Here is a 26,281-nt window from a genome sequence, read left to right on the forward strand (position 1 = left end):
CGATGGTCGACCAGCCGAAACGGCTCGATGCCGCCGTTGCGATCTGTTACGTCGCGTTCGTCTTCTCTGGCGTCTATAAGAGCGCCTGGTACCTCCAGTGGAGTCCGATCGATCTGACGGTGCTGTTTGGCGCGGCGACGGTCGGCGTCTCGGGCCTGCTGGTCGCACGCGATCGGATCGCGCTCACCCGCCCGTCGCTGCTCGTTCCCGCCCTGTTCGGCCTCTTTGCCGGCTACGCCGTCCTTTCGGGGCTCTGGTCGCCGAGTACGGAGTACTTCCTCTCGAAGTCGCTTCGGCTGGTCGGCGTTACCGGGCTGGCGCTCGGGCTCGGCGCGATCGTGATCGCGACGTCGGTCCGACGGCTGCGGTACGCTGGCTTCGCAACCGCGGGGGTCGCACTGCTCACCGCCCTCGAGATGCTCTCCCAGTACTACCAGGCCGGCGGAGGCGAACCCTCCCCGTTCGGCACGAACTACCTCATCACGGGCCGGGCGATCGGCCTGGGGCTGTTGCTGGCGGTCGGCTACCTCGTGCTCTCCCGCGAGGACCGAACCCTCACCGCCACAGCGGCCGTCGGGGCGGTCGTGATGGGGTACGCCCTGTTGATCAGCGGCGCTCGCGGACCCACGGTCGCCGTCGTGGGCTCGATCGCGTTGCTCGTCGCGGCCGGGATCGTTCTCGGAACGTTGCCAAACGGCAGGCTCGCACTGGCTGGATACAGCGTCGCCGGCGTCGCGTCGCTGATCGCCCTCGTTACCGTCGCCAGACAACTGCGTGCCATACAGCGGCTTCTCGCCCTCGTCGACGGCCCGGGACGGTCGCTCGGCCTTCGCTTTGGCTACTGGACGAATACGCTCGACGCTCTCCACCCGGGGATGCTCGTCCTCGGAGAGGGGTTCGGCGCCTGGCCGGTGTTGATCGACCCCGGATCCGACACCCGCTACTATCCCCACAATATGCTCTTCGAGATCCTGTTCGAACTCGGTATCGTCGGACTCGTTCTCGTCGGAGCCCTGTTCGGGTACGTCGTCCTCCACGCCGCTCATGACTGGCTCGCACACCCGGAGCCGACCCACGTCGTCCTCGGGATCCTGCTCGTTTACATGCTGGTCAACGCGATGGTCACCGGCGACCTGAACGACGACCGCTACCTGTTCGCGATCGTCGGCGTGATGGCCTACGGGGTCGGCAGTCGACGGCTCGGTACCGTCCGGGACGTCCTCGAGAACCGAACCACCTAAAGCTGCCGCGGAGGCGACGGCGAAACCCGGACGTCGCGTCCACCGGCGGCGGCTATCGGGGCGGCTCCGTCCGTTCTCCGAACAGCAGGTAGCCGATCGCGACGGTCGCGAGCACCGCGCCGACCGACCAGTCGAACAGCGTGTAGGACTCGAAGAACTGGTGGATCGCCCAGCCGACGGCGAGCGCGAGCATTCCGATGTCGATCCGTGAGTAGTCCAGCGTCGCGGCCGCGACGCTTCCGGAGACGAGCCCGATGTAGGCGAGCGCACCCACGAGACCGGTCTGGACGAGCACCGTGAGATAGGAATTGTGCGGCGTCGGCGCCCCCTCACCGGGAAGATAGGGTTCGATGACGGTACTGGCCGGACCGCTGCCGTGGCCGAACAACAGCGGGCCGTCCTGGACGGCGTGGAGGCTCGCAGCCCACAGCTCGAAGCGCCCGGACGCGGAGATGCCGACGGCGCCGGCGGCCATCGCCCCGAGGACGCCGACAACCGCGAGGACGGACGCGCCGACCGCGATCGGAACGGCGTCGCGCCCGCCGACCGCGAAGGCGCCATAGATGGCGGTGGCGACCGCGGCGGCCAGCATCGCCGCGCGGGCGTTCGAGAGGAAGAGACCGAGCCCGCAGACGACCGCGAGGACGCTGGCCGCGCTCGCGCCGAGCGGTCGTCGGGCGACGGCCAGTCGGTGTGTCTCGACGACCGCGGCGACGAACCCGGCAAACGACAGCAGCCCGAGCCCGTTCGGGTTCGGGAAGATCGACTGGAGCGTCAGGATGTCCGGATCGAACCCCGGAACGCTCGGCGAGGACGCGGTGTACCGGCCGACGTCGAAGAGCCACAGCGTGTAGTCGCCGACGAGATAGGTCGGGAGGCCAAGCACCACGACGACCGCGGCGAGTCCGGACAGGAACCAAAGAAACACGCGCTCGGGAAGGAGCCGGGGGATCACGACGAGGCTGGTCCCCATCACCACAGCGGCCCAGACGGGCCAGCGCGACTGCGTACTCGAGGGGACGAACGCGAGGGTGTGGGCGAGATACAGCGCCGTCAGCACCGCAAAACAGCCGACCGCGACCCACTGGACGGCGGTAAACTGCCTGACGTCGCTGACGACCAGAACGTACGCGAGGACGAGTGCGACCGCGAGAACGATCGCGAGGACGCGGCTCGAACCCGGTCCGAACCCCGGCGAGCTGGTCTGATAGAGCAGCCCGACGATGGCAACGGCAACGACGACGCCGAGGGCCGAACGGATCGCGGCCTGTCGGGGACGACGCTCCCGGACGGCGTTGACGGCGAGGCGGATCCCGAGGATCGCTCCGAGGACGACCGCGGCGACGGAGAGCTGCCACGCCAGGACGGCCCCAGTCGTGTGGGCGACGACGACGAGGAGCAGATAGAGGGCGACCAGTCCGTAGATCACGCCGTGTCCGATACGTTCGCCGCCGATCCGTTCGGCGAGTGCCGTCGTCGGATCCCGTTCAGCGGTACTCACTGGGCTAAGGATTCGAAGTGAGCAATAAATATCTGTCCTGTTCGCCCACGAGCCACCGTACGCGGCTCTGTGGCGGAAATCTGGGGAATCGGGCCGCGGCGCGGATCGACGCACGAACCGGTCCGGAGACCGTTCCGGATCGATACCGTTACGGACCAGAACGTTATTGTAACGAGAGAGTTACCATTTAGTGTCAATGCAAGCCGTCGTACTCGCGGCCGGAGAGGGGACGCGACTCCGTCCGCTAACCGAGGACAAGCCGAAGGGACTCGTCGAGGTCGACGAGAAACCGATCATCACCCACTGTCTCGATCGTCTCGTCGAGCTTGGCGCAAGCGAGTTCGTCATCGTGGTCGGCTACCTCAAGGAGAAGATCATCGACCACTACGGCGACGAGTACCGCGGGGTGCCGATCACCTACGCCCACCAGCGCGAGCAGAAGGGGCTCGCCCACGCCTTGCTGTGTGTAGAGGAACATATCAACGACGACTTCATGCTGATTCTGGGCGACAACATCTTCGAGGCGAACCTCGAGGACGTCGTTCGCCGTCAGCAAGAGGAGCGCGCGGACGCGGCCTTCCTCGTCGAGGAAGTCCCCTGGGACGAGGCCTCCAGATACGGCGTCTGCGATACGAACGCCTACGGCGAGATTACCGACGTCGTCGAGAAGCCCGACGACCCGCCCTCGAACCTCGTGATGACCGGGTTCTACACGTTCACGCCCGCGATCTTCCACGCCTGTCATCTCGTCCAGCCCTCCGATCGGGGCGAGTACGAGATCAGCGACGCGGTCGACTTGCTTATCCAGTCGGGGCGGACGATCGACGCGATCGGCCTCGACGGGTGGCGGATCGACGTCGGCTACCCCGAGGACCGCGACCGGGCCGAGGAGCGTCTTCAGGAGAAGGTTCCGGCCGAAGCGGGCTCGAACTGAGGCCGCCGAAACGCCGTCGTACGGATCCGATGGGACTATACGACTCCACAGGCGATACGCTACTACTTCCGATATGTCTGCTGACGATGCCGAGCATATCTCTCGGCGTGACAAACTCGACGCACTGTTAGACGTCGCTCGGTTCAGTCCGAAGTTTACGACCCTGATCGTCGGTCTCGGGTTGCTCGCCGCGGTTCTCGAGGGGATCGGGCTGAGCTTCATTCTCCCGATCATCGAGATCGTCCAGACCGACGATCCGGCCGCGGAGGCCGACGGGCTGATGGAGGCGTTCGTCCTCGTCTACGAGACGCTCGGCATCCCGTTCACCCTCGGGTTCGTGGTGACCGGCGTCGCGGCCGTGATGACCGTTCGCTACACCGCGAGCTTCCTGGTCGGCTGGTTCCGCGAGGCACTGCGGACCTACTACATCCGGGATCTGCAGGTGCGGGCGTTCGACAACGCCCTCGACGCGGAGGTCAAGTACTTCGACGAGGAGGGTTCCGACGACATTCTCAACGCGATCGTCACCCAGACCTACTACGCGGGACGGGTGATCCGGCGTGTGATCAAGGTCCTCGAGCAGCTGTTTCTCTCGCTTGCCTACCTCGTTATCGCGCTGGTGATGGCGCCGACGCTGACACTGATCGCAATCGCCATCCTCGGCGGGCTGACGGTGCTGTTACGCGGCGTCCTCGAGGGCGGCTACGACCTCGGCGACGAGGTCGCGGACGCCAACGAGCGCCGCCAGGAGGCCGCCCAAGCCGGCACCCAGGGGATCCGTGACGTGCGGATCTTCGGGCTCGCCAACGAGCTGCGCGGGAACTTCCTCTCGGCCGTCGACCAGTACACGACCGCCCGAATCAAGCTCCGGCGCAACGAGGCGGCGATCAACAACTTCTACAATCTCGGCGTCGCCGTCTCGGTGTTCGTCCTCATCTATCTCGCGCTCACCTTCGCCGATCTGTCGATCGGCGCGCTCGGCGTGTTCCTCTTTGCAATGATGCAACTCGGCCCCAAGGTCAGCGCGCTCAACGAGTACTACTACAAGGTCGAGAACGATCTCCCCCACCTCGTTCGAACCCAGCAGTTCATCGACGACCTCGAGGGCCGCGAGGAAGTCAACGAGCCGACGCGGGCGGTCCCCGACGCGGTCGATCACGTCGAGTTCGACGACGTCGAGTTCTCCTACGACGGCGACGAGCGCGTCCTCGACGGGATCAGCTTCGAGGTCGAGAACGGCGAGTTCGTCGCCTTTGTCGGTCAGTCCGGCGCCGGAAAGTCGACGATCGTCTCGCTGCTGGCCCGCCTCTACGAGATCGATCGCGGCGAGATTCGTGCCAACGGCGTCCCGATCGCCGAGATGGACGTCGACGAGTGGCGCGACCGGATCTCGATCGTCCGGCAGGATCCGTTCATCTTCAACGACACACTGCGGTACAACCTCACGATCGGCAACCGGGACGTTTCCCGGGCCGAGATCGACCGCGCGTGTTCGATCGCGAAGGTCGACGAGTTCATCGACGAGCTTCCGAACGGGTACGACACCGTCCTCGGAGACGACGGGACCCGGCTGTCGGGCGGCCAGAAACAGCGCGTCTCGCTCGCCCGGGCGTTACTCGAGGACACCGAGCTGTTGATCCTGGACGAGGCGACCAGCGATCTGGACTCGAGTCTCGAACAGGAGGTCCAGGCGGCGATCGAGGGGATGGACCGAGATTACGCGATGATCGCGATCGCCCACCGGCTCTCGACCGTCGAGAACGCCGATCGGATCTACACGCTCTCGGACGGTGAGGTCGTCGAGGCGGGCCGACACGGTGAGTTGATTGACCGGGACGGACAGTACGCGGAGCTGTACTCGATCCAGTCCCAGCGGTAACCGTTCGCGAGGACGACGCCGAACACCTATGCCCGAGCACACACACGTCGAGTTTCTCGGTCCACCGGGAGCGGGGAAGTCGACCGTCCACAGGGAGCTGACGGCGGCGCCCCGGTACTACGGCGGGATCTACGCCGACGCCATCGAGCGGCTGGCTCGCGAGCAACTCTGCGGGTGGCGACGGCTCGCCTACCGGCTGCTTCCCTCGGGTCTTCGCTCCGTCCTCGAGACGGTGTCCCTGCAGCATCCGCTCCGGGCCCGGCTGCTCGACGAGTTCGTCGTCGAGAACCCGTCGTTTCCGGCCGCGATGTGGAACGCTCACCGCGTGGCGACCACGGAACCCGACGCGGGCCCGACCGTGCTCAAAAACGCCGCGGAGCGGTACCAGCTGGGCGTCGAGACGGTCGGACCCGACGAGCGGTTCTGTATGGACGAGGGGTTCATGATGGGCGCCGTCGCGGTGCTGTGGCGGGGCGGCGAGGCGTTCTCGCTTCCGGCGTACTTCGAGTGCGTGCCGACCCCCGAGACGCTCGTCCACGTCACTGCACCACGGGAGGTCTGTCTCCGTCGCCAGCGTGACCGGGAGAAGACCCTCGCGGACCGACACGCGGTCGCGGCGATGGACGACGCCCAGCAGCGCCACGAGGACGCCTGCGCGCGGGTCGTCGAGGCTGCCGAGGCGACCGACGGGATAACCGTCGTCACGGTCTCGAATGAGGGGCGTCTCGAGGAGGCGGTCGAAAGCGTCGAGCGAGCGCTGGCCGCCCCATCGCAGTAGTGACGGTGTGCCACGACGGCCGGTACGGTGCCGACGTCGCGACGTCGGCTCCCGCCCAGCGACACGAGGACGATACCCTTTTGGGCCAGAGCTGGCAGGTTCTCCGTACGGACGCTGCATGTGGGGACTCCGAACGGGCCCGTGTCGCCCGAACGCACGCGGTAAGTGGGGCGCGGATCGATGAGCCGCAGCCTCGGCGTGATGGAGACGATTCGGACGGCCGTTCCCGAGTGGTCGCTGGACGCCTTCGCCGCGACCACGCTGCTGGGCGACCTCGTGGTCGTCGTCCCCGCGCTGGCGCTGTGGTATCTCCTCGACGTCGGCGCGACGCTTCGCCGGGCGAATCCCGACGCCGACTCGCTGTGTTCGGACCGAACTGCCGTCCTCGTCGCGACCGTCTTCGGCGGACTCGCGCTCGTCGTCGCGCTGGAGTCGGTGTTCGCGCTTCCGCGCCCGCCCGCCGAGTACCACGCGATCTCGGCCAGCGAGTTCGGCTTCCCGAGCGGACACACGATGGCAGCCACGGTCTTCTGGGGAGCGGTCGCGGCGTGGCTCTCCGTCGGCCGACGGTCGGTCCGGTACGGTCTCGCCGGCGCGATCGTCGCCGTCGTCGCCCTCTCCCGACTCGCGCTCGGGGTCCACTATCTCGTCGACGTCGTCGCCTCGGTGGCCTTCGGCGTCACGTACCTCGTCGCCGTTAGCCGGCTGACGCGTGGCGATCCGAAACGGGTGTTTCTCGCCGCGCTGGTGATCGCACTCGCGGCGCTCGTTCTCGCGGGCGCGAACGATCGGGCCGTCCTCGCGGCCGCCGGAACCGCCGGCGCGTCGGCGGGGTGGTGGGTCCTCGAGCGCCAGCCGGTTCGTCGGCGCGTCCTCGAGACGTACGCTCGGCTCGTGTGACGGTCACGGCGGTGAAAACGGCCGTTATCAGATCACTCTCCGGTTCCGAACAGAAGGTAACCGATCGTCAGGCTCGCCAGGACCGCACCGATCGACCACTCGAAGAGGGTGTAGGACTCGAAGAACTTGTGGACCGCCCAGCCGACGGTAAACGCGAGCATCGCGCCGTCGGCTCGCTCGAAGTCGAGCATTCCGGCGACGATGCTCCCGCCGACGACTCCGAGGTAGGCGATCCCGCCGACGAGTCCGGTCTGGAGGAGTACCGTGAGGTAGGCGTTGTGGGGTAACGGCGCCGTCTCTCCCTCGAGGTAGGGCTCGATGACGAGGTTCGCCGGGCCGCTACCGTGGCCGAACAGCAACGGTCCGTCCCGAACGGCGCTGAGGCTCGCTGACCAGAGCTCGAACCGGCCGGAGGTCGTGATCCCGATAATGTCGAGATACATCGCGACGAGCAGTCCGGCGACGCCAAACAGCGCCGCGACCGACGCGACGGGCGCGGCGAGGCGGCCGCCGAGGGCGTAGGCGACGTAGATCGTGAGTACGACCACGGAGGCCAGCATCGCCGCGCGAGCGTTCGAGAGAAAGACGCCGACGGCACAGATCGCCGCGAGCAAGACCGCCAGAGCGATCTCCAGCGGACGGCGCGCCAGCGCCGAGCGATGGAGTTCGACGATGGCGCCGACGAATCCGGCAAACGCCACCAGACCGAAGGAGTTGGGGTTCGGGAAGATCGACTGGATCGTCGTGATATCGGTGTCGACGAGCGGCACCGACGGTGTCCCCGACCACTGGCGGACCTCGAAGATCCACAGCGAGTACTCGCCAACGACGTACGTTCCGAGGCCAAGCATAACGACGACCGTCGCGAGCCGCGGAAGGATCCAGAGGAAGATCCGCGACGGAACGAACCGCGGGATAACGAAGAGGTTCGTTCCCAGCACGACCGCAGCCCAGATCGGCCAGCGCGACTGCGTGCTCGAGGGATCGTACTCGAGGGTGTGGACGAAATACAGCGCTGTCAGCACCGCGAAGCAGCCGACGGCGGCCCACTGGCCGACCGTGTACCCCCTCGCGTCGCTGACGACAAGCAGGAAGGTAAGCAGGGAGCCGAACACGACCGCGAGCGCGAGCAGTCGGTTCGGTCCGAGACCGAGCCCCGGAGAGCTGCTCTGATACAGGATTCCAAGGACGACAAAGGAGATTCCGAGCACCGAGAGGACGGCTGCCTGGCGGTGTTCGAACTCCTGGTAGGCGTCCGCGGCGAGCCGACAGCCAAGCACCGCACTCAGCAGGACGGCGAAGGCGGCGACCTGCCAGGCGACGACCAGATCGGTCGCGTACGCGAGCAAGACGACGAGCAGGTGAAGCCCGAACAAGGCGTAGACGACGCCGTCGACGAGCCGGTCGAGATCCCAGCCCTGATCGAAAAGCGTCGCCGGCTCGCGTTCGACAGCGCTCACTATCCGACTAATTAGTGGCGACCATTACATATCTATTCCGGTACCTATTCCGGATCCGGGAGTTCGCGAGTTCGGCGAGCGGCCGAGCGTGATCGCTCCGGCCCCGAAGACGGACCCGTGGGCGGGGATCAGTCGGCGCGAGGCCTCCGAACGAGAGGCCCGAGAACGCGTTTCGGATCGGATACACTTTTGACCCTCGGCCCGCAGTTCTCGAACGATGCGCGTCCTCGTAACCGGCGGCGCCGGGTTCATCGGGGGAAACCTCGCCGAGTCCCTCGTACGGGCGGGCCACGACGTGACGGCGGTCGACAACCTGGACCCCTACTACGACACCGGGATCAAGCAACGAGCCGTCGACGCCGCGGCCGCGGCCGCCGAGGACGGCGCCGGCAGCTACGAGTTCGTCGAGGGCGACGTCCGGAACGCGGCGCTGATCGACGAGCTGGTCGGCGACGCGGCGGTCGTCTACCACCAGGCCGCACAGGCCGGCGTTCGGACGAGCGTCGACGATCCCCGGAAACCGAACGCGATCAACGTCGACGGGACGCTGAACGTGCTGGACGCGGCCCGGGAGACCGAGATCGAACGGGTCGTCCTCGCCAGCTCCTCGTCGGTGTACGGCAAACCGGAGTACCTCCCGTACGACGAAAACCACCCGACGACGCCGGTCAGTCCCTACGGGGTCTCGAAGCTGGCTGCCGACCAGTACGCCCGGGTCTACCACGAGGTGTACGGCCTTCCCACGGTGTCGCTGCGGTACTTCACCGTCTACGGCCCCCGCATGCGTCCGAACATGGCGATCAGCAACTTCGTCTCCCGCTGTCTCAACGGCGAGCCCCCGGTCGTCTACGGCGACGGCACTCAGACCCGCGATTTCACGTACGTCGACGACGTCGTCGGCGTGAACCGCCAGCTGCTGCGAGACGACGCGGCCGACGGCGAGATCCTCAACGTCGGCAGCACCGATACCATCGACATCCGCTCGCTCGCCGAGCTGATCCGGGACGAACTCGCACCCGATCTCGAAATCGAGTACGCCGCGGCCCGCGAGGCCGACGCCGAACACACCCACGCCGACGTCGGGAAGGCCCGGGCGCTGCTGGGGTACGATCCCTCGACGACCATCCGCGAGGGCGTCCGGGAGTTCATCCGCTGGTACCGGGCCAATCGCGACTGGTACGAGCCGCTGGTTCTGCGGTCGTGAGTCGATCCCGGCGACGCCGCGACGACGATCGGCAGACCGTTCGGATCGCGTGAACGAAAACCTAACAGCGTGACGTCCCTGATCAGAACCGATGGTGAATCGGGCTGGGGCGGCCGTCGGCGCCGCGATCGTGCTCGCGGGCGCGGCGCCGACCACGTGGCTCCTCGAATCGACCGTCGGCTACGTCCTCGCCGGGGCGATACTGGCGGCGCTGCTCGCGGCGGGGATCGCGCGGAACGCCGAGGACGGCCGACTCGAGACGGTCGTCCTCGAGCGCCTCGTCGTCGCCGTCCTGGCGCTGTACTGGCTGGGACTGGTCGGCCAGTTCGCGCTCACGGGGTCGCTTTCCGTTCTCGCGTACGTCGTCCTCACGCCGATCGTCGTCCTGACGCTGTGGTACGGCTGTCTGCCGATCGTCCTCGCGGATCCGCGGTCGTTTCTCGGCGGGTTCGTCGGCACCGTCTCGGCGCTGACCCTGCTCGGGGTCGGCCTGTTAGTCCTCGAGTGGGGGACCGCGCTCGCGTTCCCCTGGACCGGGAACAACGTCTTCGGGATCCCCGGACTCCGGGTCGCGTCGATCTACGGCAATCCCAACGCCTTCGGGTTCGCGGCCGCCGTCGCGAGCCTCGGCGCGCTGTGGGCGACCCTCGAGACCCGCCGTCGCCGGTGGGCGGCGACGCTCCCGGTACCGCTCGCGGGACTCGTGTTGAGCGACGCGACGATGGCCCTGATGGCGTTCGGCGCGGCGACGGCGGTGTTGCTCGTCCTCCGGTCACCGACGCTCGGACTGGCGGTCGCGGGCTCCGGCGCCGTCCTCGCCGTCGGCTTCTTCCAGACCGACCTCGGCGCGTCGTACCTGACGCTGCTGGTCGAGCGGGGCGGGAGCGAGCGCGTCGCGTTCTGGACCGCGGCGCTCTCGCGGGCCGCCGAGAACCCGCTCGTCGGCGCGGGGTTCGACCACGGGCTCCCGACGCACAACTCCATCGTGGCCATCGTTCTGAACGCGGGCGTGCTCGTCGGCGGCCTGTACGTCCTCGTCATCGCGGGCGCGGTCCGGAGCGCCCTCGCGAAGGCCCGGACGGGAACGCCGTGGGACGGGTTCGTCCTCGCGGCGATGACGCTGCTCGTCGTCCAGATGCTGACCGAGTCGTTTACCCTCGGCGGGCTCTCGACCACGTCGCTGGTGCTGGCGACGTTCGTCGGGCTCGCGCTGGTCGAGGCCTCAGAACGACGGACGATCCCGCTCCCGAACGCAGTCGAGAGCGAGCGCGACGACCGCCCCGCGAATCCGAACCAGTAGCCTTATTCTCGACTGCCCGGATTGCGTTCCTGAATGTCTCTGGCCGCGAAGATTCGGTCCGGACTGACGGCCGACGTCGCCTCCCGGCTGGTGACGAACCTCTCCGGCGGACTTCTGGTGGTCGTCCTCGCCCGGCTTCTCCAGCCCGACGAGTACGGGCTGCTCTACCTGGCGATCTCGATTTTCTCGATCGCCGCAGTGGTCGGTCGGCTCGGACTGGGCAAGTCCGCCGCCCGGTATATCACGGAGTACGAGGAGGGCGATACCGGACAGATCCCCCACGTCGTCGAGACCACCACGGTCGCGCTGGCGGCCACCCTCGGCGTCGTGACCCTCACGCTGGTCGTCGCCCGTGAGCCGATCGCGGCGCTGCTTGGCGAACCCGGGCTCGAGCCGCTGTTGCTCGTCGGCGCGCTGTACGTCGCGGGCCACGGTCTCGTCAACTCCGGGCGGAACCTCTGTCAGGGGTTCAAGGAGATCGAGCTGGCCGCCGCCGTCGCGCTCGTCGAGGCGCTCGTCCGCCCCGTTGTCGCCGTCGCCCTCGTCCTGGCGGGCTTCGGCGCAGTCGGCGCGCTGGTCGGCTACGTCGTTGCCTCGGTCCTTGGGGCGGCGCTGTTCGCGGTCGTCCTCTACCGTCGGTACGCGAGTATCGCCCGCTCCGAGATCGAGGACGGGCTCCGCCGTCGGGTCGCCGAGTACGCGGTGCCGATCACGCTGACCGAGAACGGGAGCACGATCATCAAACGCGTCGACATCGTCCTCATCGGGGCCTTTCTGACGCCGCTTGCGGTCAGTTACTACGTCGTCGCCAAACAGCTCACGACGTTTCTCAAGTCGCCCGCGAACTCGCTGGGGTTCGCGATCTCCCCGCGGTACAGCGAGCAGCTCCAGCGGGGGAACCTCGAGACCGCGTCCCGACTCTACGTCGAGGCCCTGACGGGCGTCCTCGCCTTCTACGTGCCAGCGGCGGTCGGGCTGGCGATCGTCGCCGAGCCGACGCTCACGCTGCTGTTCGGCGCCGAGTACGCCGGCGGGGCGATCGTCCTGCAGATCCTGACGATCTACCTGGTCGTCCAGGCGGTGTCCTACGTAACGAGCGGCGGACTCGACTACCTCGGGCTGGCGAAGCACCGCGCGTACGCGAAGGGGGCGACGGCGGTCGCGAACCTCCTGTTGAACCTCGCGCTCATCCCGACGATCGGGATCGCGGGCGCCGCGCTCTCGACGGCTGGAACGTACGCCGCCTACGTCGCGGTGAACGTCTACCTGATCGACCGCGAGCTGGCGCTGGACTGGCGGAGGATCAGCCGTCGCTGTGGCAAGGTCGCCGCCGTCACGGTCGTCATGGCCCTCGCCGTGGTGCCGTTCGCCGCCGCGATCGAGGGGGTGCTCTCGCTGGTCGCGGTCGTCGCGCTCGGGACGACGGTCTGGCTCGGCGCGACGGTCTCGGTCGGACTGGTCGAGAAAGGACAGCTGCGGTCGGCGATTCCCCTCTGAACCGTCGACGTCCCGGACTCGACTACGACCGCCGCCCCGGCGATCAGTCCCGCGCGACCCCGAGGACGTCCCGCCAGCGGATCGGGAGCCGTCCGACGGCGGTCAGCTCCGGGTGGTCGTCGACGGGGGTCGGCGACTCGCTGCGGGCTCGCCACCACCGCTCGTGAACCGCGTTGATCCGCACCGGGATCGCCTCGAGCCCGACCAGCTGGGCGATCACGAGCCGGTGGAAGCCACAGGAGTTGAACACGAGCGCCCCGTCGCGGTCGACGTTGATCGCCACCTGGTCGTACCTGTCGTGGGTGCGTTCGGTTCCGCCGTCACCGACGGCTGGCTCGACGCCCCGTTCTCGTATCGATTCGAACAGCTCGTCGAGGTAGGCGCCGTAGCCGTAGTCGGCGTAGAACTCGGCCTCGCGCTCGGGGTAGCCGTGCTCACGCAGGCGCTCGTAGGTTAGCTCGGCCGCGTCGATCTCCCCCTCGTGGTACCCCCGGAGCAGCCGGTACTTGGGGCTCTCGGCGAGCGGTTTTGCCCGCAGATCCCACGATCCGTCCTTCACCCGCCCAGCGCACCTGTACTTTTTCAACACCGCGTACTCGACGTAGCGCTCGATCGCGTCGGGGTCGACCCGACAGATCGGAAACGGCGGCAGGGTCGGTCCCGTAACTGACCGCGGGAGTGCGTCCCTGACCTTCAGCCGGAGGAGGTTCCTGTCGATCACGGGAAATCGGAGGGCGATTACGGTTCGAGTAGCGACCCCGAGCACATAGCTTTCGGTGATCGGCGTCGGTCTCAGCCCGGCGGAGTCTACGACCCTCGCGGAAGCAATACGTAAGTACCGAGAGGAAAATCGTCCCTGTATGCGCGTCAGCGTCGTGATCCCGACCTACGAGCGCCCGGGCTTCCTCGAGGACGCCGTGCGGACCGCGCTGGCCCAGACGTGTGAGGACCTCGAGGTCGTCGTCGTCGACGACGGCTCCGAGCGGGACTACGCCCGGGAGACCGTCGCGACGTTCCCGAATCGGGTCGTCTGCGTCGAACACGACGAGAACCGGGGGCTCTCCGCGGCGCGCAACACCGGGATCGAACGCGCGAGCGGGGAGTACGTCGCCTTCCTCGACGACGACGACCGCTGGCACGAGACCAAGATCGAGCGCCAGCTCGAACGCATCGAGGACGCCGACCGACCCGGGCTGGTCACCTGCCTCTCGGTGTCGGTGACTCCCGATGGGGAGGTGATCCACGTCGAGCGCGACGCACCGAGCGGCGACCTCTCGGATCCGATCCTGCGGAAGAACCTGATCGGCTCGCCGTCGCGGGTCCTCGTCCGAACGGACGTCCTCGAGGAGCTGGGCGGGTTCGACGAGGAGCTCCCGACGAAACAGGACTGGGATCTCTACATCAGGCTCTGCCAGCGCTGGCGGGTCGGCGCCGTTCGCGACCACCTCTGCTTTCGGACCGCCCATGAGAGCATGTCCAGTTCGCCGACGGCCGTGACGCGGGACTACCGAGCCGTCCTCGAGAAACACGAGGCGCTGATCCGCGAGCAAGGGTACTGGGAGCCTGCGACGGCCGCCATCGCCGAGCGCGCGGGGCGGGCGTACCTCGAGTACGGCGAACTTGGCGAGGCCCGCAACGCGCTCCGGGCGGCGCTCTCGACGGAGCCAACGAAACGCCGGGCGGCGCTGCTGGCGCTGTCGTACACGCACCCGTCGGTGGTGCGGTCGGCGATCACCGCAACGCGGTACCTGCGGTCGAAACGGGGCCCCGACGCGTTCGACTACCGGGAGCGGATCGACGGCGTCGCCGGCGCGTGACCGACCGAAGCCTTTAGGTCGCCGATCGGAAACGTCTCGAGTCGTATGCCTCGCGTCCTCGCGGTCCTCACCCACGTCAGCGCGACGACCTTCTCCTTCGAGCTCGCCGAGGCGCTGGCGGCGATCGACGACCTCGAGGTGACGATCGTCTCCTACTACGACGCCTCGGTCGCGGAGACCGCGATGGCGCCCGACTCCGCGGTCGAACTCGTCCCGCTGGGTGCGTCCTCGCGGTTCGATCCGAGCGCGATCCGGCACCTCCGGTGGGTCCTCCAGCGGCGATCGTACGACGTCCTCCACACCCACCACAACTTCGTCGGCTCGCTGGCCCGGCTGCTCGCGCCCCGCGGGACGCCGATCGTCGACACCGAGCACGCCGACCACGAGCACCACTACTCGCTCCCGCAGGTACTGGTCAACGCGGCGACGCTCCCGCGCGCGGACCGCGTCGTGGCCAACTCCGAGCGAACCCTCGCGTCGCTGTACCGGATCGAGCGAGTCGGGCTGGCCGACGACCAGTGTTCCGTCATCTACAACGGGATCGACACCGACCGCATCGACCGCGTCCTCGCGGAGGCGACGACCCCCTACGCGATCGACGGGCGACGGATCGCGACGGTCGGCCGGCTGAGCGAGACGAAAAACCAGGCGACGCTCGTCCGGGCGTTCGCGGCGGTCGCCGGCGAGGCGCCCGACGCGCGACTGACGATCGTCGGGGACGGCCCCCTCCGCGAGGAGCTCGAGGCACTGGCGTCCTCGCTGGGCGTCCGGGACCGCGTCGAGTTCACGGGGTTCGTGGACCGCGAGGACGTCTACCGGATCCTGGCGGCCAGCGACGTCTACGTGCAGCCGTCGCTGTCGGAGGGGTTTTGCGTCGCCCTCGTCGAGGCGATGGCCTGCGAGCTGCCGGTCGTCGTCAGCGACCTGCCCGTGCTCCACGAGGTCGTCGGCGACGCCGGCGCCTTCGTTCCGCCGACCGACGTCGACGCGTTCGCGGCACAGCTGGAGCGGCTGCTCGTTGACGATCGCCGTCGCCTCAAGGCGGGACGGCGCGCGGCCGAGCGCGCCCGGAGCGAGTTCCCGATCGAGAGAACCGCCCAGGCCTACCGCGAGCTGTACGCGGCGCTGCTCGAGGCGTAGCCGACGCGGCGTAGACCGGAACCGCTTTCGGCCGGAGCGGAAACTAGTCGGCCGTGACGGGGGCTGACGACGGTGCGACCGTAGAGTTCTTCGGCGTCCCGGGCGCCGGCAAGTCGACGATTGCCCGTCGGGCGAGCGAGCGCCTGACGGCGACGCGGACGGTGACCGAGCCGACCTACGAGCTGGCCCACGAGGTCTCGACGGCGGCGCGGTACCGGAAGAAGGGACGCTATGCCGCCGACGCCGTCGCCCGCCGTCCGCGACGGGCCCTCGAGGCCGCGCGACTGATCGCGGCCACCGAGCAGCCGTCGCGTCGCGGACTGGGGAAGCTGGCGTTCAACTGGCTGTACGTCGACGGCGTGGTCGGCTCGCGACCGCCTGGGGAGCTGCGAGTGCTCGACCAGGGGCTGCTCCAGGCGACCTGGTCGGTCGGGCTCGCCGCCACGCGGGACCGGATCGGAGCACTCGTCGAACTGGCCGTCGAGGCGCTCTCACGGTCGGGGCCTGCGCTAGTCGTCCTCGTCGACGTCGAGCCGGAGACGGCCCGCGAACGGATCGCCACCCGATCGGACGGCGACACGCGGGTCGATCCCGACGAGATCGCCGCGGCGGTCGCACTCGAGCGACGAGTCGAACGGACGCTCCTCGAAACCGTCGCCGACCGCCCGGCCGTCGAGACGCTCCGCGTGGCGAACGACTCCCGATCGGATCTCGCGGAGAGCGTCGCGGCCGTTCGCGAGCGCGTCCGATCGCTGCAGTAACCGGGTTGGACCGTGCCTTCACTCCCGTAGCGACCGCAGCGCCCGCGTCGTCGATTCGACGGTCGTCCGCCAGTCGTAGGCCGGCTCGAGGGTCCCGCCGTCGTGGCGCATCGGTTGGGAGAGCTGATCGCGAATCGCCGCCGCGAACCCGTCGACGTCGCCGACCGGGACGGTCGTGCCGGCGTCGTCGACGACGTCGGCGACCTGCTCGAGGGCCGAGCAGACGACGCGAACGCCTGCGGCCCTGGCCTCGAGTACCGTCCGCGGGACGCCCTCGGTGCGACTCGGCAGGACGAGGACGTCGGCCGACCGGTAGATCCGGGGCATCTCCCGGTAGGGACGGTGGCCGAGAAACACGACCCCCTCGTCGGCCCGGTCCTCCAGGGCGTCCCGCAACGGTCCCTCGCCGCAGACGTACAGCGTCGCGTCCGGGTGCGTCTCGCGGACCCGTTCGACGGCCGCGACGGCGTCCTGCGGTCGTTTCCCCTCGACCAGTCGCCCGACGAACAACAGCGTCGGCCCATCGGCGTCGACGTCCTCGCTTTCGGGGCCCTGTGATCCGAACCGTTCGGTGTCGATCCCGTTGGGGACGACCTTGATCGGTGCTCGGACGCCGAACTCGCGAAGTCGGCGTTTGTCGACGTCGGTGTAACAGAACGCGAGGTCGGCCCGGTTGAACGTCCATCGACCGAGGGTCCGTAGATACCACTCGAACAGCCATTCGGGCGCAGTCTGGGAGTAGAGCCCGTGGTTCGTAATCGCGAGCGGCGCTCCGCCGAGTCGCCGTTTGAGCGCCGCCAGGTTCGTCGAGAAGTACAGATGTGAGTGGGCGTGAACGACGTCGAACCCGTCCGCCTCGAGCAGGTACCGGGCGAGTCCCGTCGAGAGCTCGTTTCCGAGCGGGCTGACCGTCGGCTCGTAGCGAACGACGGTGTACCCGCTGCGGCGTTCGACGTGGGGTGTGTCCGGATCGCGCCGAACCGTCGCTACCGTCACGTCGTGGCCCATCGCTGCCTGATCCCGGCTCATCGCGTGGACGTGGTAGGCACCGCCACCGTTGACGTCCGGGTACGCCTTCTGTGCGATCCGCAGGATTCGCATCGGCCGATCGGTCTCCGGTAGTTCGGGCACCATCTGAGCAGCCTCAGCCGTTGTGCGCGAGCGTTTCGAGCCCCGCTTCGAGAGGGACGGTCGGTTCGTAGCCGAGTTCCGTTCGGGCCTTCTCGATCGCGGCCCGGCTGCGATCGATATCGCCGGGTCGTGGGTCGCCGTGGACGATCTCGGCGTCCGAGCCGACGACCGTCCGGATCGTCTCGGCGAGCTCCCGGATCGTTACCGACGAGCCGGTTCCGACGTTGAACGACTCGCCGACGGCGTCGGTTGTCGCCGCCAGCAGGTTCGCCTGCACGACGTCCGAGACGTGGACGAAGTCGCGGGTCTGGGTCCCGTCGCCGTCGACCGTAATCGGGTCCCCGGACCGGGCCTGCTCGAGGAAGACACTGATGACGGCGCTGTAGTCGCCGCCGACCTGTCGGGGGCCGTAGACGTTGAAGTACCGCAGAACGACCGTTTCGAGCCCGTACAGCTCGTGGTAGAGCCGGGCGTACTCGTCGATAGTTACCTTCTCGAGGCCGTACGGCGAGGACGGCGCCGTCGGATGCGTTTCGTCGATGGGGACGTACTCGGGATGGCCGTAGATCGCCGCGCTCGAGGCCAGCACGACGCGGGCGTCCTCGGCACGGGCCCGCTCGAGCAGCGCCAGCGTCCCGTCGACGTTGACCGAGTGGCTCTCGACCGGCGCGGCGACCGACTCCTCGACGCTGACGAGCGCGGCCTCGTGAAAGATCAGATCGACGTCGGCCGTCGCGCGCCCGACGGTGTCGCCGTCGCGGAGATCCCCCTCGAAGAGGGTCACGCCATCCGGGAGCCGCTCGCGGCGACCGCTCGAGAGGTTGTCGAGGACCCGAACGTCGTTCTCGTCGGTGAGGACGTCTACGAGGTGGCTCCCGATGAACCCCGCTCCACCCGTCACCAGAATCGTCTCTCCTCTCGGCGGCTCCGGTATCTGCCCTGACATTAGCTCCTACTCGAGTCCTCGTCGCCCTCGTTATTTAATCGTTCAGAGAAGAGGTCGGCGACGTCGACCGCGACCGACCAGATCTGGACGACGACGAGTTTCACGTCGAGCCACAGCGACTGCCGACGGACGTACTCGAGGTCGTGTTCGAGTTTCTTTTCGGGCTCGAACCCGGTGACGTCGTTGATCTGGGCGATCCCGGTCAGCCCGGGTTTGACGAACCAGCGCTTCGTCCAGTCGATGCCGTCGGCTTCGATCTCGCGGTCGATCTGGGGTCGTTCGGGCCGTGGACCGACGACGCTCATCTCCCCGCTGAGGATCGAAAACAGCTGGGGGATCTCGTCGAGGTGAGTCTTCCGGAGCACCCGTCCGACGCTCGTGACCCGGGGGTCGACGCCGCCGGCGTCCTCGTCGCTGAGCTGGGCGCCGTCGTCCTCGGCGTCAGTACTCATGCTCCGGAACTTCGAAACCGTAAAACTCCCGCCGAGGGTTCCCGTTCGGGTCTGATTGTACAGGACCGGTCCCGGAGAGTCGAGTTTGATCGCGACCGCGACCAGTACGACCACCGGCGAGAGCACGACCAGCCCGACCGTCGCGAAGACCAGATCGAACGCCCGTTTTGCGAGCCGCCCGTACCAGGGCCACGGCTGGAGCTCGACCCGCAGCAACGAGTCGCCGACGTCCTCGGACGCGAGGACGCGATCGGAAAGCGAGTCGTGAGCGAGCGCGTCGACGCCGTGTTCCCGGCAGGTCCGGAGAACGCCGAAACACTCCTCGCGATCGCCGTGAGCGAACGCGACAACGACGGTATCGACGTCACGCTCCTGGAGGGTTCGTTCGAGCCGCGAGAGACCGCCGAGGCGTTCGGCGCCGGCGATCATATCGAGACGAGTGACGCGACCTTCGGTCGCGGTTCCGCCGTCGGTCGAAACGACCCGTTCGCCGTCGTGGGTGGTCGAATCGCCGGGATACGACATTTCGATAGATCGTTCGGTCAGCACCGGTGAGAGAAACCCAAGCGGCGTGGCGGGAAGCGAGAGGATCGAGGACGCGATCAGCGTCGGATCGTCCCCGACGACGAGGACCCGTTTCGGGTCGCGCTGGCGCCGACAGAGGCCGTACCAGGCCGGAAGCGCGATCGAAAGCAGGAGTCCTGTGAGCAGCGTCGTCGGGATCGCCGGAGCGGTGGCGAGACCGACGACGGCGAGCCCGATCAGAACGAGCGCGGCGAGACAGAGCTGTTGCCAGGTGGCGGCGAGGAGCGTCGGTACCGAGCGCGGCCGGGAGACGTACAGCGGCGTCAACGCGACGCTGACGACGCCGGCGATAAGCACCGCAGCGAGCAGTTGCTCGCCGAACGTTGGCGATGCCTCGGTCGGGACGCTCGCGGCGAGCCCCGCCGCGAGTGCGAGCAGCAGCGTCCCTGCCACTGCAGCGCGTCGGTACTCCCAACCTAGTAACATTCAACATGTTCACTCCCTCAGACATCATATTAAAGCTTGTGAGACGATGTAGGATAGTATTACAGCACATTCAGGATTTTCTATAGATGGTAAATTTCCCTTATCTGTCAGTCTAATTATGTCGTTTCTAACGGTCGGAGATGGGGTCGGCGCCCGTGACCGGTCGAGGCGACCGCGGCGTTAGCGAGGTGTGCCGACGTTGTGCTCGGCTCCGATCGGCTGCTCGCTATCGAGCCAGAACGATCCGGTATCGGTCGGGTAGACGCTGTTTCGGCGAACACAACGTACCGTTTCTCGCTTATGTGACTATTACTAACCACGCTACCGACCAAAGGCACCAGCATGGACCGACGGACGCTCCTTGCCGGCACCGGGACCGTCCTCGCGACGACCGTCGCGGGATGCGGAAGTCTCGAGACCGACAGCGAGGACGACGCGGACGACGGGACGGCGGACGCCGTCGAGAACGGGATGGACGACGAGGCGGTTGACGACGAGTTGCCCGAAGTCGACGACGAGGACGACGAGCCTGACTCGGAGGAGCGAATTCCGGGCTTCGACGCCGAGGCGTTCGACATCGACAACGAGGAGCTGACCGTCGAGGAGATCGACCACGACGACGAGACGGTCACCGTCCGGATGGCGGCGAACACCCTCGATCAGGAGGCTCTGGAGGACGAACTCGCAGAAGCTGGCGGGGAGTTCGTCAATGCGATCGACGACACCGAGGAGTTCGCCGAAACGGTGTCGACCGTCGAGTGGGACGTCCAACACGGGGGTAGCGAACTCGCAACGTTTTACATCGAGTCGGAGTGGATCGTCGCCTACGACGAGGGTGAACTCTCAGAGTCGGAACTCCTCGATCGAATCGCCGCAACCGTCTCGGTACTCTGAGAACGCGCTGGAACCGCTTCGATGAATCGTATTCGACGATACAAATACGCGGTCTAGAAGGCAGGCATGTGACCAAATAATCGGTTGAACCGAGTTTCCTTGCGTCATATCTATTCTGTAATAAAATATCGTGAGAAGGCGCTAAGGGCGATGGTTCGGAAACAGACACCAATCAGCCGAAAATAAGGAACGCAGGACAGCGCCGCCGCTCAGTGGTCAGCGGACACCTGACCGCCGACGACGTTAGTCCGGCGGGTCGAGACCGTAGTATTTCTTCGCCACCGTCAAGAACTGGTTCGCATCTACACGCGGTGCGTACGTCGCATTCTCGCCTTCGATAGCGAGTTTCACCAGCAAATCCACGAGCCGCCAGACGTTGTACAGTACGCACGCGAACACGAAGTTGAAGAACCGATACGTGTGGCGCTTGCTCGTCGTGCGGACACGGAACGTCTTGATTTGCTTGTAGCCGTTCTCGATGCCCCAACGGTGGCGGTAGCGACGAACCATCCGTTCGACCATGTGGATGCGCTCTACCTCGCTATCATCCTCATTCAGCGTCACGCTGGGATGGTTGGTCTCGAACAGCGCGTACGCCTGTGAATCCTCCTTGCACCCCACGGTCGGCTCGTTCGCCTCCTCCTCTCGAAGTTCCTCCGTAAGGGCGCTGAATCCGTGCGAGGCATCCTCCTCATCCAGTTCGATACCGAGGTCAGCGAGGTCTTCAAGCATCTCCTCACGGATGTCTGACCTCTCCTCATTCTCGTCTTTTTCCTCGTCCTCGGCCTCAAAGCCGTCTTCAGCACTGGACGGGAGGTACATCCGTTTGCGAGTCGGGCCGCTTGAGACAGATTCTTCCTCGATGTGAATCGTCTTCCCAGAACGATGGAGCCGTGTACACGTTGCCTTCTCTGACTCGTACTTCCGTGCGCCGTTCAGGTAGCAGACCTCGTGCCTGTCACAGGCGTCTTTCACGCCTTCGCTATCGAACTCTCTGTCCATCATCACGAGTTCGATGTCATCCACGAGGTCAAGTGCGTTCTCCAGCAGACGGTCCACAATGTCGGCTCGCTTCATCCCACGCTTGACCGGAACCGCGTCCAGCACGAGCGGAATGTCGTAGCCAACAATCTGGATGGTGGCCCACTGATAGTACACTTCGCCGTCTTTGTAGCCGAGAATCCAGTCCTCCGTAATGTTGTTGTCCCCGTCGCGCTCGATTTTGCCCGTCCACGGGTTGCCTTTCGTGATGTCGATGGCGGCCCAGAGTTTGCCGACAAGTTCGGCGTTGTGCCGAGCGCGGGCGATGAGCATCCGGGTGGTCTCGTGGAGCATCGAGCGCGTCTCCTCAACGGTGAGTTTCCCAATCTGGTAGCGGTGGTTCGACGCACTCGGGGTGCGGTCGCGCTGGGTGTCGATATAAAAGGAGTGCTGGCCGCTCTGAGCGTACATGTTCTCGCGCATCCCCATGTAGGCGTGCTGTTCCCAGAACGCGTTCTCGTGGATTACGCTGTTGTCAGCCCGCTTCAGGTAGAATGTGTCCGTAACGAACGGTTTGGCCTGTTGCCAGACCTCCTTGGTCTTCTCTGCGACGAGTCGCTGTTCGCTCCGCTTCGAGGAGATGTCGCGTTCCTCGGGCCGAAACACAGGGTCGGGGGCGGGAATGCCTTGTTCGCGGGCAAAGTCAAGGGCTTCCTCGGTGGCCGTCCGCACAAATTCGCGCTGTACGTCGGTGAACTCCTTGTTCCACATCTCCCAGAGCCGCGACTGACTCGGCGCTCCGCTCGTGTCGCGGTTGTGCGCGACGGGAAAGCCAAGGTCACGGCAAATGTTGGGGAATGAGTGGAGGAAGTAGCGGAGGAACCCTTCGCGGCAGTCCCACGCGAGCCGGAGCATATGAGCCTTCACCCACGCGTAAAACGACGTAGTATTCCGATGCCAGTCCGCACGGGCATCACCGTAAGTTTCGTCGCGGAAGAAGGCATTTCGTAGGACTTCGACGAAATCGGGCTTCTCGTCGTACTGGGTGAGGAAGTGGATACTCCCATCGTAGGTCTCGCCGCTGACGGTGAACGTGAAGTACCTGTCATGGTCGAACGGTGATTCAGTAGGTTGAGTAACCGACACTACTGGGTAGCACGAGAAATGGATTATATATAATCTTGGATATTTTCGAGGTGGAAGGCTCCTGTGGGTGCGTCTATTGCTGAACCAGAGAATTGTCGGGGTATCCTGTCCGTCGCCGCGCATCCTGCCGCTCGCTCTCTGTCAGGCGGTACTGTTCCAACTCTTCTTCGAGCGGGCCGAGTGCCCTACGACGTTCTTGATGTGCTTCGAGGAAGTTCGCAATATTCTCTGCCGCCATCTCTTTGAGTTCACCACTCAGGAGCGACCCTTGTTGATACTCGCGTGCAAGCCGTTCCACCTGCTCATCACTTTCTTCAAAGAAGTAGTACAAGAACTGATACGAGACATCCACCTCGGGATTCCCTCCCTGTTCTCGATGTTCTTTGAGACTAGTCTGTCCACCAGAGTAAGCGTGAGTACGGATTTTGCCGAAGACCGTCTCCCGGTCATCTGAAAGGAGGATGCTCGGTGCGTCGTCGGACGAACTCATCTTCCCCGGCCCTTCGAGGCTCGGGAGGAACTTTGAGAGCAAGGCACCGGGCTTGGCCACGTCATACCGTTGCTTGGCCGCGATGTCACGGCAGACTCGAACGTGGGGGTCTTGGTCAACCGCAATCGGGACGAGCGTCGGATGGCGACCCTCCACAAGTTGTGGTAAGAGGAGGTGTGTGGCTTGGACAGCAGGGTAGAACGAGAGACCGATATTCTCGGGCTCTCCATATGTTGCATCCACGGTCGATTGCGTCACTTCCTTGGCAAACGCAGTTGCTAAAGGATACACCACGTCAGCGTCAGCCGTGTCTACGATGATTCGGGTTCGCTCGGGGTCGAACCCAACCGCGAGAAGGTCAAGGAGGTTCTCGCGGGTGTAGTCGCTAATCTCGCCCAGCGATTTGTCTTTTAGGAAGTACTTCTCGTCGTCGGAGAAGGGGATGTAGACGAGAGTTCCCGTCTGGTCTTGCAGATACTTAGCGAAGTAGAACGGGAAGATGTGACCGATGTGCATCGGCCCTGAGGGGCCTCGTCCCGTCACGATGGAGTGTGGTTTACCTTCGTTGGCGGCATCAAGGAATGGGTCTACATCTCGCTCTGCATAGAACACGTCACGGCGCACGAGCGGATGGCTGGGGTCGGGAAACTTCGCCTTCTGTTCGGCAGTGAGGGCATCAGCCCCGAACTTGTCGAGGAGTCGGTCGTAGTCGATGTCGCCTTCGACGGCGTATGGCGTTACGGTGAAGTCGTCTTCTGCTGGCATATGTGTTTGATGGTTGTAGTCACTTGGAGACGATGCGATTGAGAAAGCGAGTGAGCATCGCGGTCGAATCTGCCGGGTTAAGCCCGTCCGACCCTAAACCGCGATACTGTCCACTTCCCGAAACGCGTGCCAACGCCAGCAATTGGCGTGGGAAGTGGACACCATATTGACATCGACGAGATTGCTCCCCTTATAGGTTCTGTTCCTCTACTTGTCTCGCAATCAGCAAACCAGTCCAACCGATTATTCTTGACGTGCCTGTCTTCTGGCGGTCGACGTCAGCGACGGCGTCGGCGACTACTGGCGCTCCCACGCACTCGGAGCGACGTCCAGCAGCTGAACTGCCGGGCGATACAGAAAAACGACGACGAAGATGATCGCGAGTTCGACCCAGAACCCGAGGTCGCCGGCGACGGCTCGCAGGATTCCGAGGACGAGAAACACAAGTACCAGCATCGCGACGTAGTGGGGGACGAGTTCGATCAGCAGGTCCGTATCCATACCGTGTGGCTCGACGACAAGCACCAAAGTGATACTGGCTGCGAACTTCGAGTTCCGCTCGCGACGTCCGGGGACCCCCGGACCCAGCTCGTCGCTTCGGCTCCGGATCGGGTCGATGATAAACTAGACTACGATTGTTTCTATTGTTCCTCGAGTAGTACTCGCTTTGAACCCGCACTGTGCCGAACATACTCAAGTAAGAAAAATAGAAAAGAAGTTTAAACTATCCAGGGCTGCGGTTCACCTCGAGGACCGATCCGAAACCACTCGCGTATCTGATAGGTCGAGCGCGCCGAACCACGTCCTCTCGGCGCGACGGGAGGTGGATCAACGTTCATTACTACCCGGCGGGTACTGTGGCACCGGATGGCACGAAACGAGCACGCCGAACGGTTCGAGAAGCGACTACGACGGGCGACGGTAGCGGTGACCGGCCGTGAGCGAGGGTCGAACAGATGAGCCGCGACGCCACCGAGATCACCCTCATCGGCGAGGACGACTCGGGCGTCATCGCGGAACTGACTACCTTCCTGGTCGAGCGCGATGTCGAACTGCTCGACCTCGATCAGGCCGACCGGGAGGGAACCTTCCGGCTGACCGCCAGAGTCGACACCGCGTCGATGGCGCTCTCACGGTCAACGCTCCGGGCGGAACTGCGGGCGCTTGGCGACGAGTTCGACGCCGACGTACAGGTACGGTACCCTTCGGGCTGCGAGAATCAGTCGATCGCCGTCCTGGTCACCAAAGAGAGCCACTGTCTGGAGGCGTTGCTCGAAGCGTGGGACGACGGCGAACTCGGTGCGGATCTCGAGGTCGTCATCGGGAACCACGACGATCTCCGTCCGCTCGCCGCCGAGTACGGCGTCCCGTTCCACGACGTCGGCGACGAGAGCGGAACCCCGGACGAGGACGAGTTACTCGAGCTGCTCGCCGAGTACGGGATCGACTTAATCACGCTGGCCCGGTACATCCAGATCCTCTCGCCGGAGGTCGTCTTCCGGTACGAGGATCGGATCATCAACGTCCACCCATCGCTGCTGCCGGCGTTCCCCGGTGCCGCGGCCTACCGCCAGGCCCTCCAGAAGGGAGCTCGAATCACCGGGGTCACCGCACACTACGTGACCACCGACCTCGATCAGGGGCCGATCATCACCCAGCGCGCGTTCAACGTTCCCGCCGACGCGACCGAGGCCGAGCTCAAGGCACGCGGCCAGCCCCTCGAAGCCGACGCCTTGCTCGAGGCCATCGAGTTGCACCTCGAGGACGAACTCGTCGTCGCGGACGGCCGAACGGAACTCGAGCGACCGAACCGATCGACCGCACAGCTCGGCGCCCCCGAGGAACTGGACCGCGCGAACCCCGACGCGCCGGTCGACGAACGCGAGACGCTGGCCGGCGACGAGCGGGATAACACGGCCGTTGCGGACGACTGACGCCGACTCCGCGGACTGTTTCCTCGAAACCGACTCGATCCTGCTTCCGACCGGAGCGTCTCTGACCGGCCGGATCGACTCCGTCGTCGTCCGTCTACGCCGAGGCTGTCGACGAGGAC

The 26,281-nt window shown here is 65.9% G+C and carries 22 protein-coding genes; 13 read left to right on the plus strand and 9 right to left on the minus strand.

Annotated elements, in window-relative coordinates:
• Positions 1–2 precede the first annotated feature (2 nt).
• Complete coding sequence (locus NATOC_RS15675) at positions 3–1,241, plus strand: O-antigen ligase family protein (protein ID WP_015322459.1); 1,239 nt, start codon at positions 3–5, stop codon at positions 1,239–1,241.
• A gap of 52 nt (positions 1,242–1,293) precedes the next feature.
• On the opposite strand, the gene NATOC_RS15680 is transcribed toward NATOC_RS15675, so the two are convergent.
• Positions 1,294–2,742: an O-antigen ligase family protein gene (locus NATOC_RS15680; protein WP_015322460.1), complete on the minus strand. Its 1,449-nt coding sequence runs from the start codon at positions 2,740–2,742 to the stop codon at positions 1,294–1,296.
• Positions 2,743–2,938: 196 nt separating this feature from the next.
• On the opposite strand from NATOC_RS15680, the gene aglF reads away from it, so the two are divergent.
• The 4 genes from aglF to NATOC_RS15700 all read left to right on the plus strand — a co-directional run bounded on the left by aglF (position 2,939) and on the right by NATOC_RS15700 (position 7,233).
• Positions 2,939–3,676, plus strand: a complete 738-nt coding sequence (gene aglF / locus NATOC_RS15685; protein ID WP_015322461.1) for a UTP--glucose-1-phosphate uridylyltransferase AglF — start codon at positions 2,939–2,941, stop codon at positions 3,674–3,676.
• 73 nt (positions 3,677–3,749) lie between these two features.
• Entirely contained in the window at positions 3,750–5,555 is a 1,806-nt protein-coding gene (locus NATOC_RS15690; RefSeq protein ID WP_015322462.1) for an ABC transporter ATP-binding protein, read from the plus strand.
• A gap of 28 nt (positions 5,556–5,583) precedes the next feature.
• Positions 5,584–6,333 carry a hypothetical protein gene (locus NATOC_RS15695; RefSeq protein ID WP_015322463.1) on the plus strand — a complete coding sequence of 250 codons (750 nt, stop codon included), beginning with the start codon at positions 5,584–5,586 and terminating at the stop codon, positions 6,331–6,333.
• Positions 6,334–6,513: 180 nt separating this feature from the next.
• Positions 6,514–7,233, plus strand: a complete 720-nt coding sequence (locus tag NATOC_RS15700) for a phosphatase PAP2 family protein (RefSeq protein ID WP_015322464.1) — start codon at positions 6,514–6,516, stop codon at positions 7,231–7,233.
• Positions 7,234–7,265: 32 nt separating this feature from the next.
• On the opposite strand, the gene NATOC_RS15705 is transcribed toward NATOC_RS15700, so the two are convergent.
• Positions 7,266–8,693 (minus strand): O-antigen ligase family protein, encoded by a 1,428-nt coding sequence (locus NATOC_RS15705; RefSeq protein WP_015322465.1) that lies wholly within the window; start codon positions 8,691–8,693, stop codon positions 7,266–7,268.
• A 217-nt stretch (positions 8,694–8,910) separates the two neighbouring features.
• Between NATOC_RS15705 and NATOC_RS15710 the strand changes: the two genes are divergently transcribed.
• The 3 genes from NATOC_RS15710 (at position 8,911) to NATOC_RS15720 (ending at position 12,694) form a co-directional block, all read left to right on the plus strand.
• Entirely contained in the window at positions 8,911–9,897 is a 987-nt protein-coding gene (locus NATOC_RS15710; RefSeq protein WP_015322466.1) for an SDR family oxidoreductase, read from the plus strand.
• Between the two features lie 91 nt (positions 9,898–9,988).
• Positions 9,989–11,197: an O-antigen ligase family protein gene (locus NATOC_RS15715; protein WP_015322467.1), complete on the plus strand. Its 1,209-nt coding sequence runs from the start codon at positions 9,989–9,991 to the stop codon at positions 11,195–11,197.
• Positions 11,198–11,230: 33 nt separating this feature from the next.
• Positions 11,231–12,694: a flippase gene (locus NATOC_RS15720; RefSeq protein WP_015322468.1), complete on the plus strand. Its 1,464-nt coding sequence runs from the start codon at positions 11,231–11,233 to the stop codon at positions 12,692–12,694.
• Positions 12,695–12,737: 43 nt separating this feature from the next.
• Here NATOC_RS15720 and NATOC_RS15725 read toward each other — a convergent pair whose 3' ends face one another.
• Entirely contained in the window at positions 12,738–13,415 is a 678-nt protein-coding gene (locus tag NATOC_RS15725; RefSeq protein WP_049888949.1) for a hypothetical protein, read from the minus strand.
• 139 nt (positions 13,416–13,554) lie between these two features.
• Here NATOC_RS15725 and NATOC_RS15730 point away from each other — a divergent pair, with 139 nt between their 5' ends.
• From NATOC_RS15730 to NATOC_RS15740, 3 genes are read left to right on the plus strand one after another with little or no spacing between them, the layout of a single operon-like run.
• Entirely contained in the window at positions 13,555–14,511 is a 957-nt protein-coding gene (locus NATOC_RS15730; RefSeq protein WP_015322470.1) for a glycosyltransferase family 2 protein, read from the plus strand.
• Between the two features lie 45 nt (positions 14,512–14,556).
• Entirely contained in the window at positions 14,557–15,651 is a 1,095-nt protein-coding gene (locus NATOC_RS15735) for a glycosyltransferase (protein WP_015322471.1), read from the plus strand.
• A gap of 53 nt (positions 15,652–15,704) precedes the next feature.
• Positions 15,705–16,412 carry an AAA family ATPase gene (locus NATOC_RS15740; protein WP_015322472.1) on the plus strand — a complete coding sequence of 236 codons (708 nt, stop codon included), beginning with the start codon at positions 15,705–15,707 and terminating at the stop codon, positions 16,410–16,412.
• Positions 16,413–16,430: 18 nt separating this feature from the next.
• On the opposite strand, the gene NATOC_RS15745 is transcribed toward NATOC_RS15740, so the two are convergent.
• Genes NATOC_RS15745 through NATOC_RS15755 form a run of 3 tightly spaced genes read right to left on the minus strand, consistent with a single transcriptional unit; the run spans position 16,431 to position 19,919 of the window.
• Entirely contained in the window at positions 16,431–17,513 is a 1,083-nt protein-coding gene (locus NATOC_RS15745) for a glycosyltransferase family 4 protein (protein ID WP_083866646.1), read from the minus strand.
• A gap of 43 nt (positions 17,514–17,556) precedes the next feature.
• A complete protein-coding gene (locus NATOC_RS15750) occupies positions 17,557–18,489 on the minus strand; it encodes an NAD-dependent epimerase/dehydratase family protein (protein WP_015322473.1) in 933 nt (310 codons plus the stop codon).
• A complete protein-coding gene (locus NATOC_RS15755; protein ID WP_245549659.1) occupies positions 18,489–19,919 on the minus strand; it encodes a sugar transferase in 1,431 nt (476 codons plus the stop codon). The genes NATOC_RS15750 and NATOC_RS15755 overlap by 1 nt, the downstream gene beginning before the upstream one ends.
• Positions 19,920–20,294: 375 nt before the next feature.
• Here NATOC_RS15755 and NATOC_RS15760 point away from each other — a divergent pair, with 375 nt between their 5' ends.
• A complete protein-coding gene (locus NATOC_RS15760) occupies positions 20,295–20,846 on the plus strand; it encodes a hypothetical protein (RefSeq protein ID WP_049888812.1) in 552 nt (183 codons plus the stop codon).
• A 243-nt stretch (positions 20,847–21,089) separates the two neighbouring features.
• Here the strand turns inward: NATOC_RS15760 and NATOC_RS15765 are convergent, their stop codons facing one another.
• The 3 genes from NATOC_RS15765 to NATOC_RS15775 form a co-directional block, all read right to left on the minus strand.
• A complete protein-coding gene (locus NATOC_RS15765) occupies positions 21,090–22,973 on the minus strand; it encodes a transposase (protein WP_015322475.1) in 1,884 nt (627 codons plus the stop codon).
• A gap of 73 nt (positions 22,974–23,046) precedes the next feature.
• On the minus strand, positions 23,047–24,228 hold the full coding sequence (locus tag NATOC_RS15770) for a tryptophan--tRNA ligase (protein WP_015322476.1): 1,182 nt from the start codon (positions 24,226–24,228) through the stop codon (positions 23,047–23,049).
• A 297-nt stretch (positions 24,229–24,525) separates the two neighbouring features.
• Positions 24,526–24,729, minus strand: a complete 204-nt coding sequence (locus NATOC_RS15775) for a hypothetical protein (protein WP_015322477.1) — start codon at positions 24,727–24,729, stop codon at positions 24,526–24,528.
• Between the two features lie 455 nt (positions 24,730–25,184).
• Between NATOC_RS15775 and NATOC_RS15780 the strand changes: the two genes are divergently transcribed.
• The gene (locus tag NATOC_RS15780; RefSeq protein ID WP_015322478.1) at positions 25,185–26,162 is read left to right on the plus strand and encodes a formyltetrahydrofolate deformylase; all 978 of its coding nucleotides are present in this window, start codon (positions 25,185–25,187) and stop codon (positions 26,160–26,162) included.
• Positions 26,163–26,281 lie beyond the last annotated feature (119 nt).

It is taken from the genome of Natronococcus occultus SP4 (assembly GCF_000328685.1).
GTDB classification, from domain to species: Archaea; Halobacteriota; Halobacteria; order Halobacteriales; family Natrialbaceae; genus Natronococcus; species Natronococcus occultus.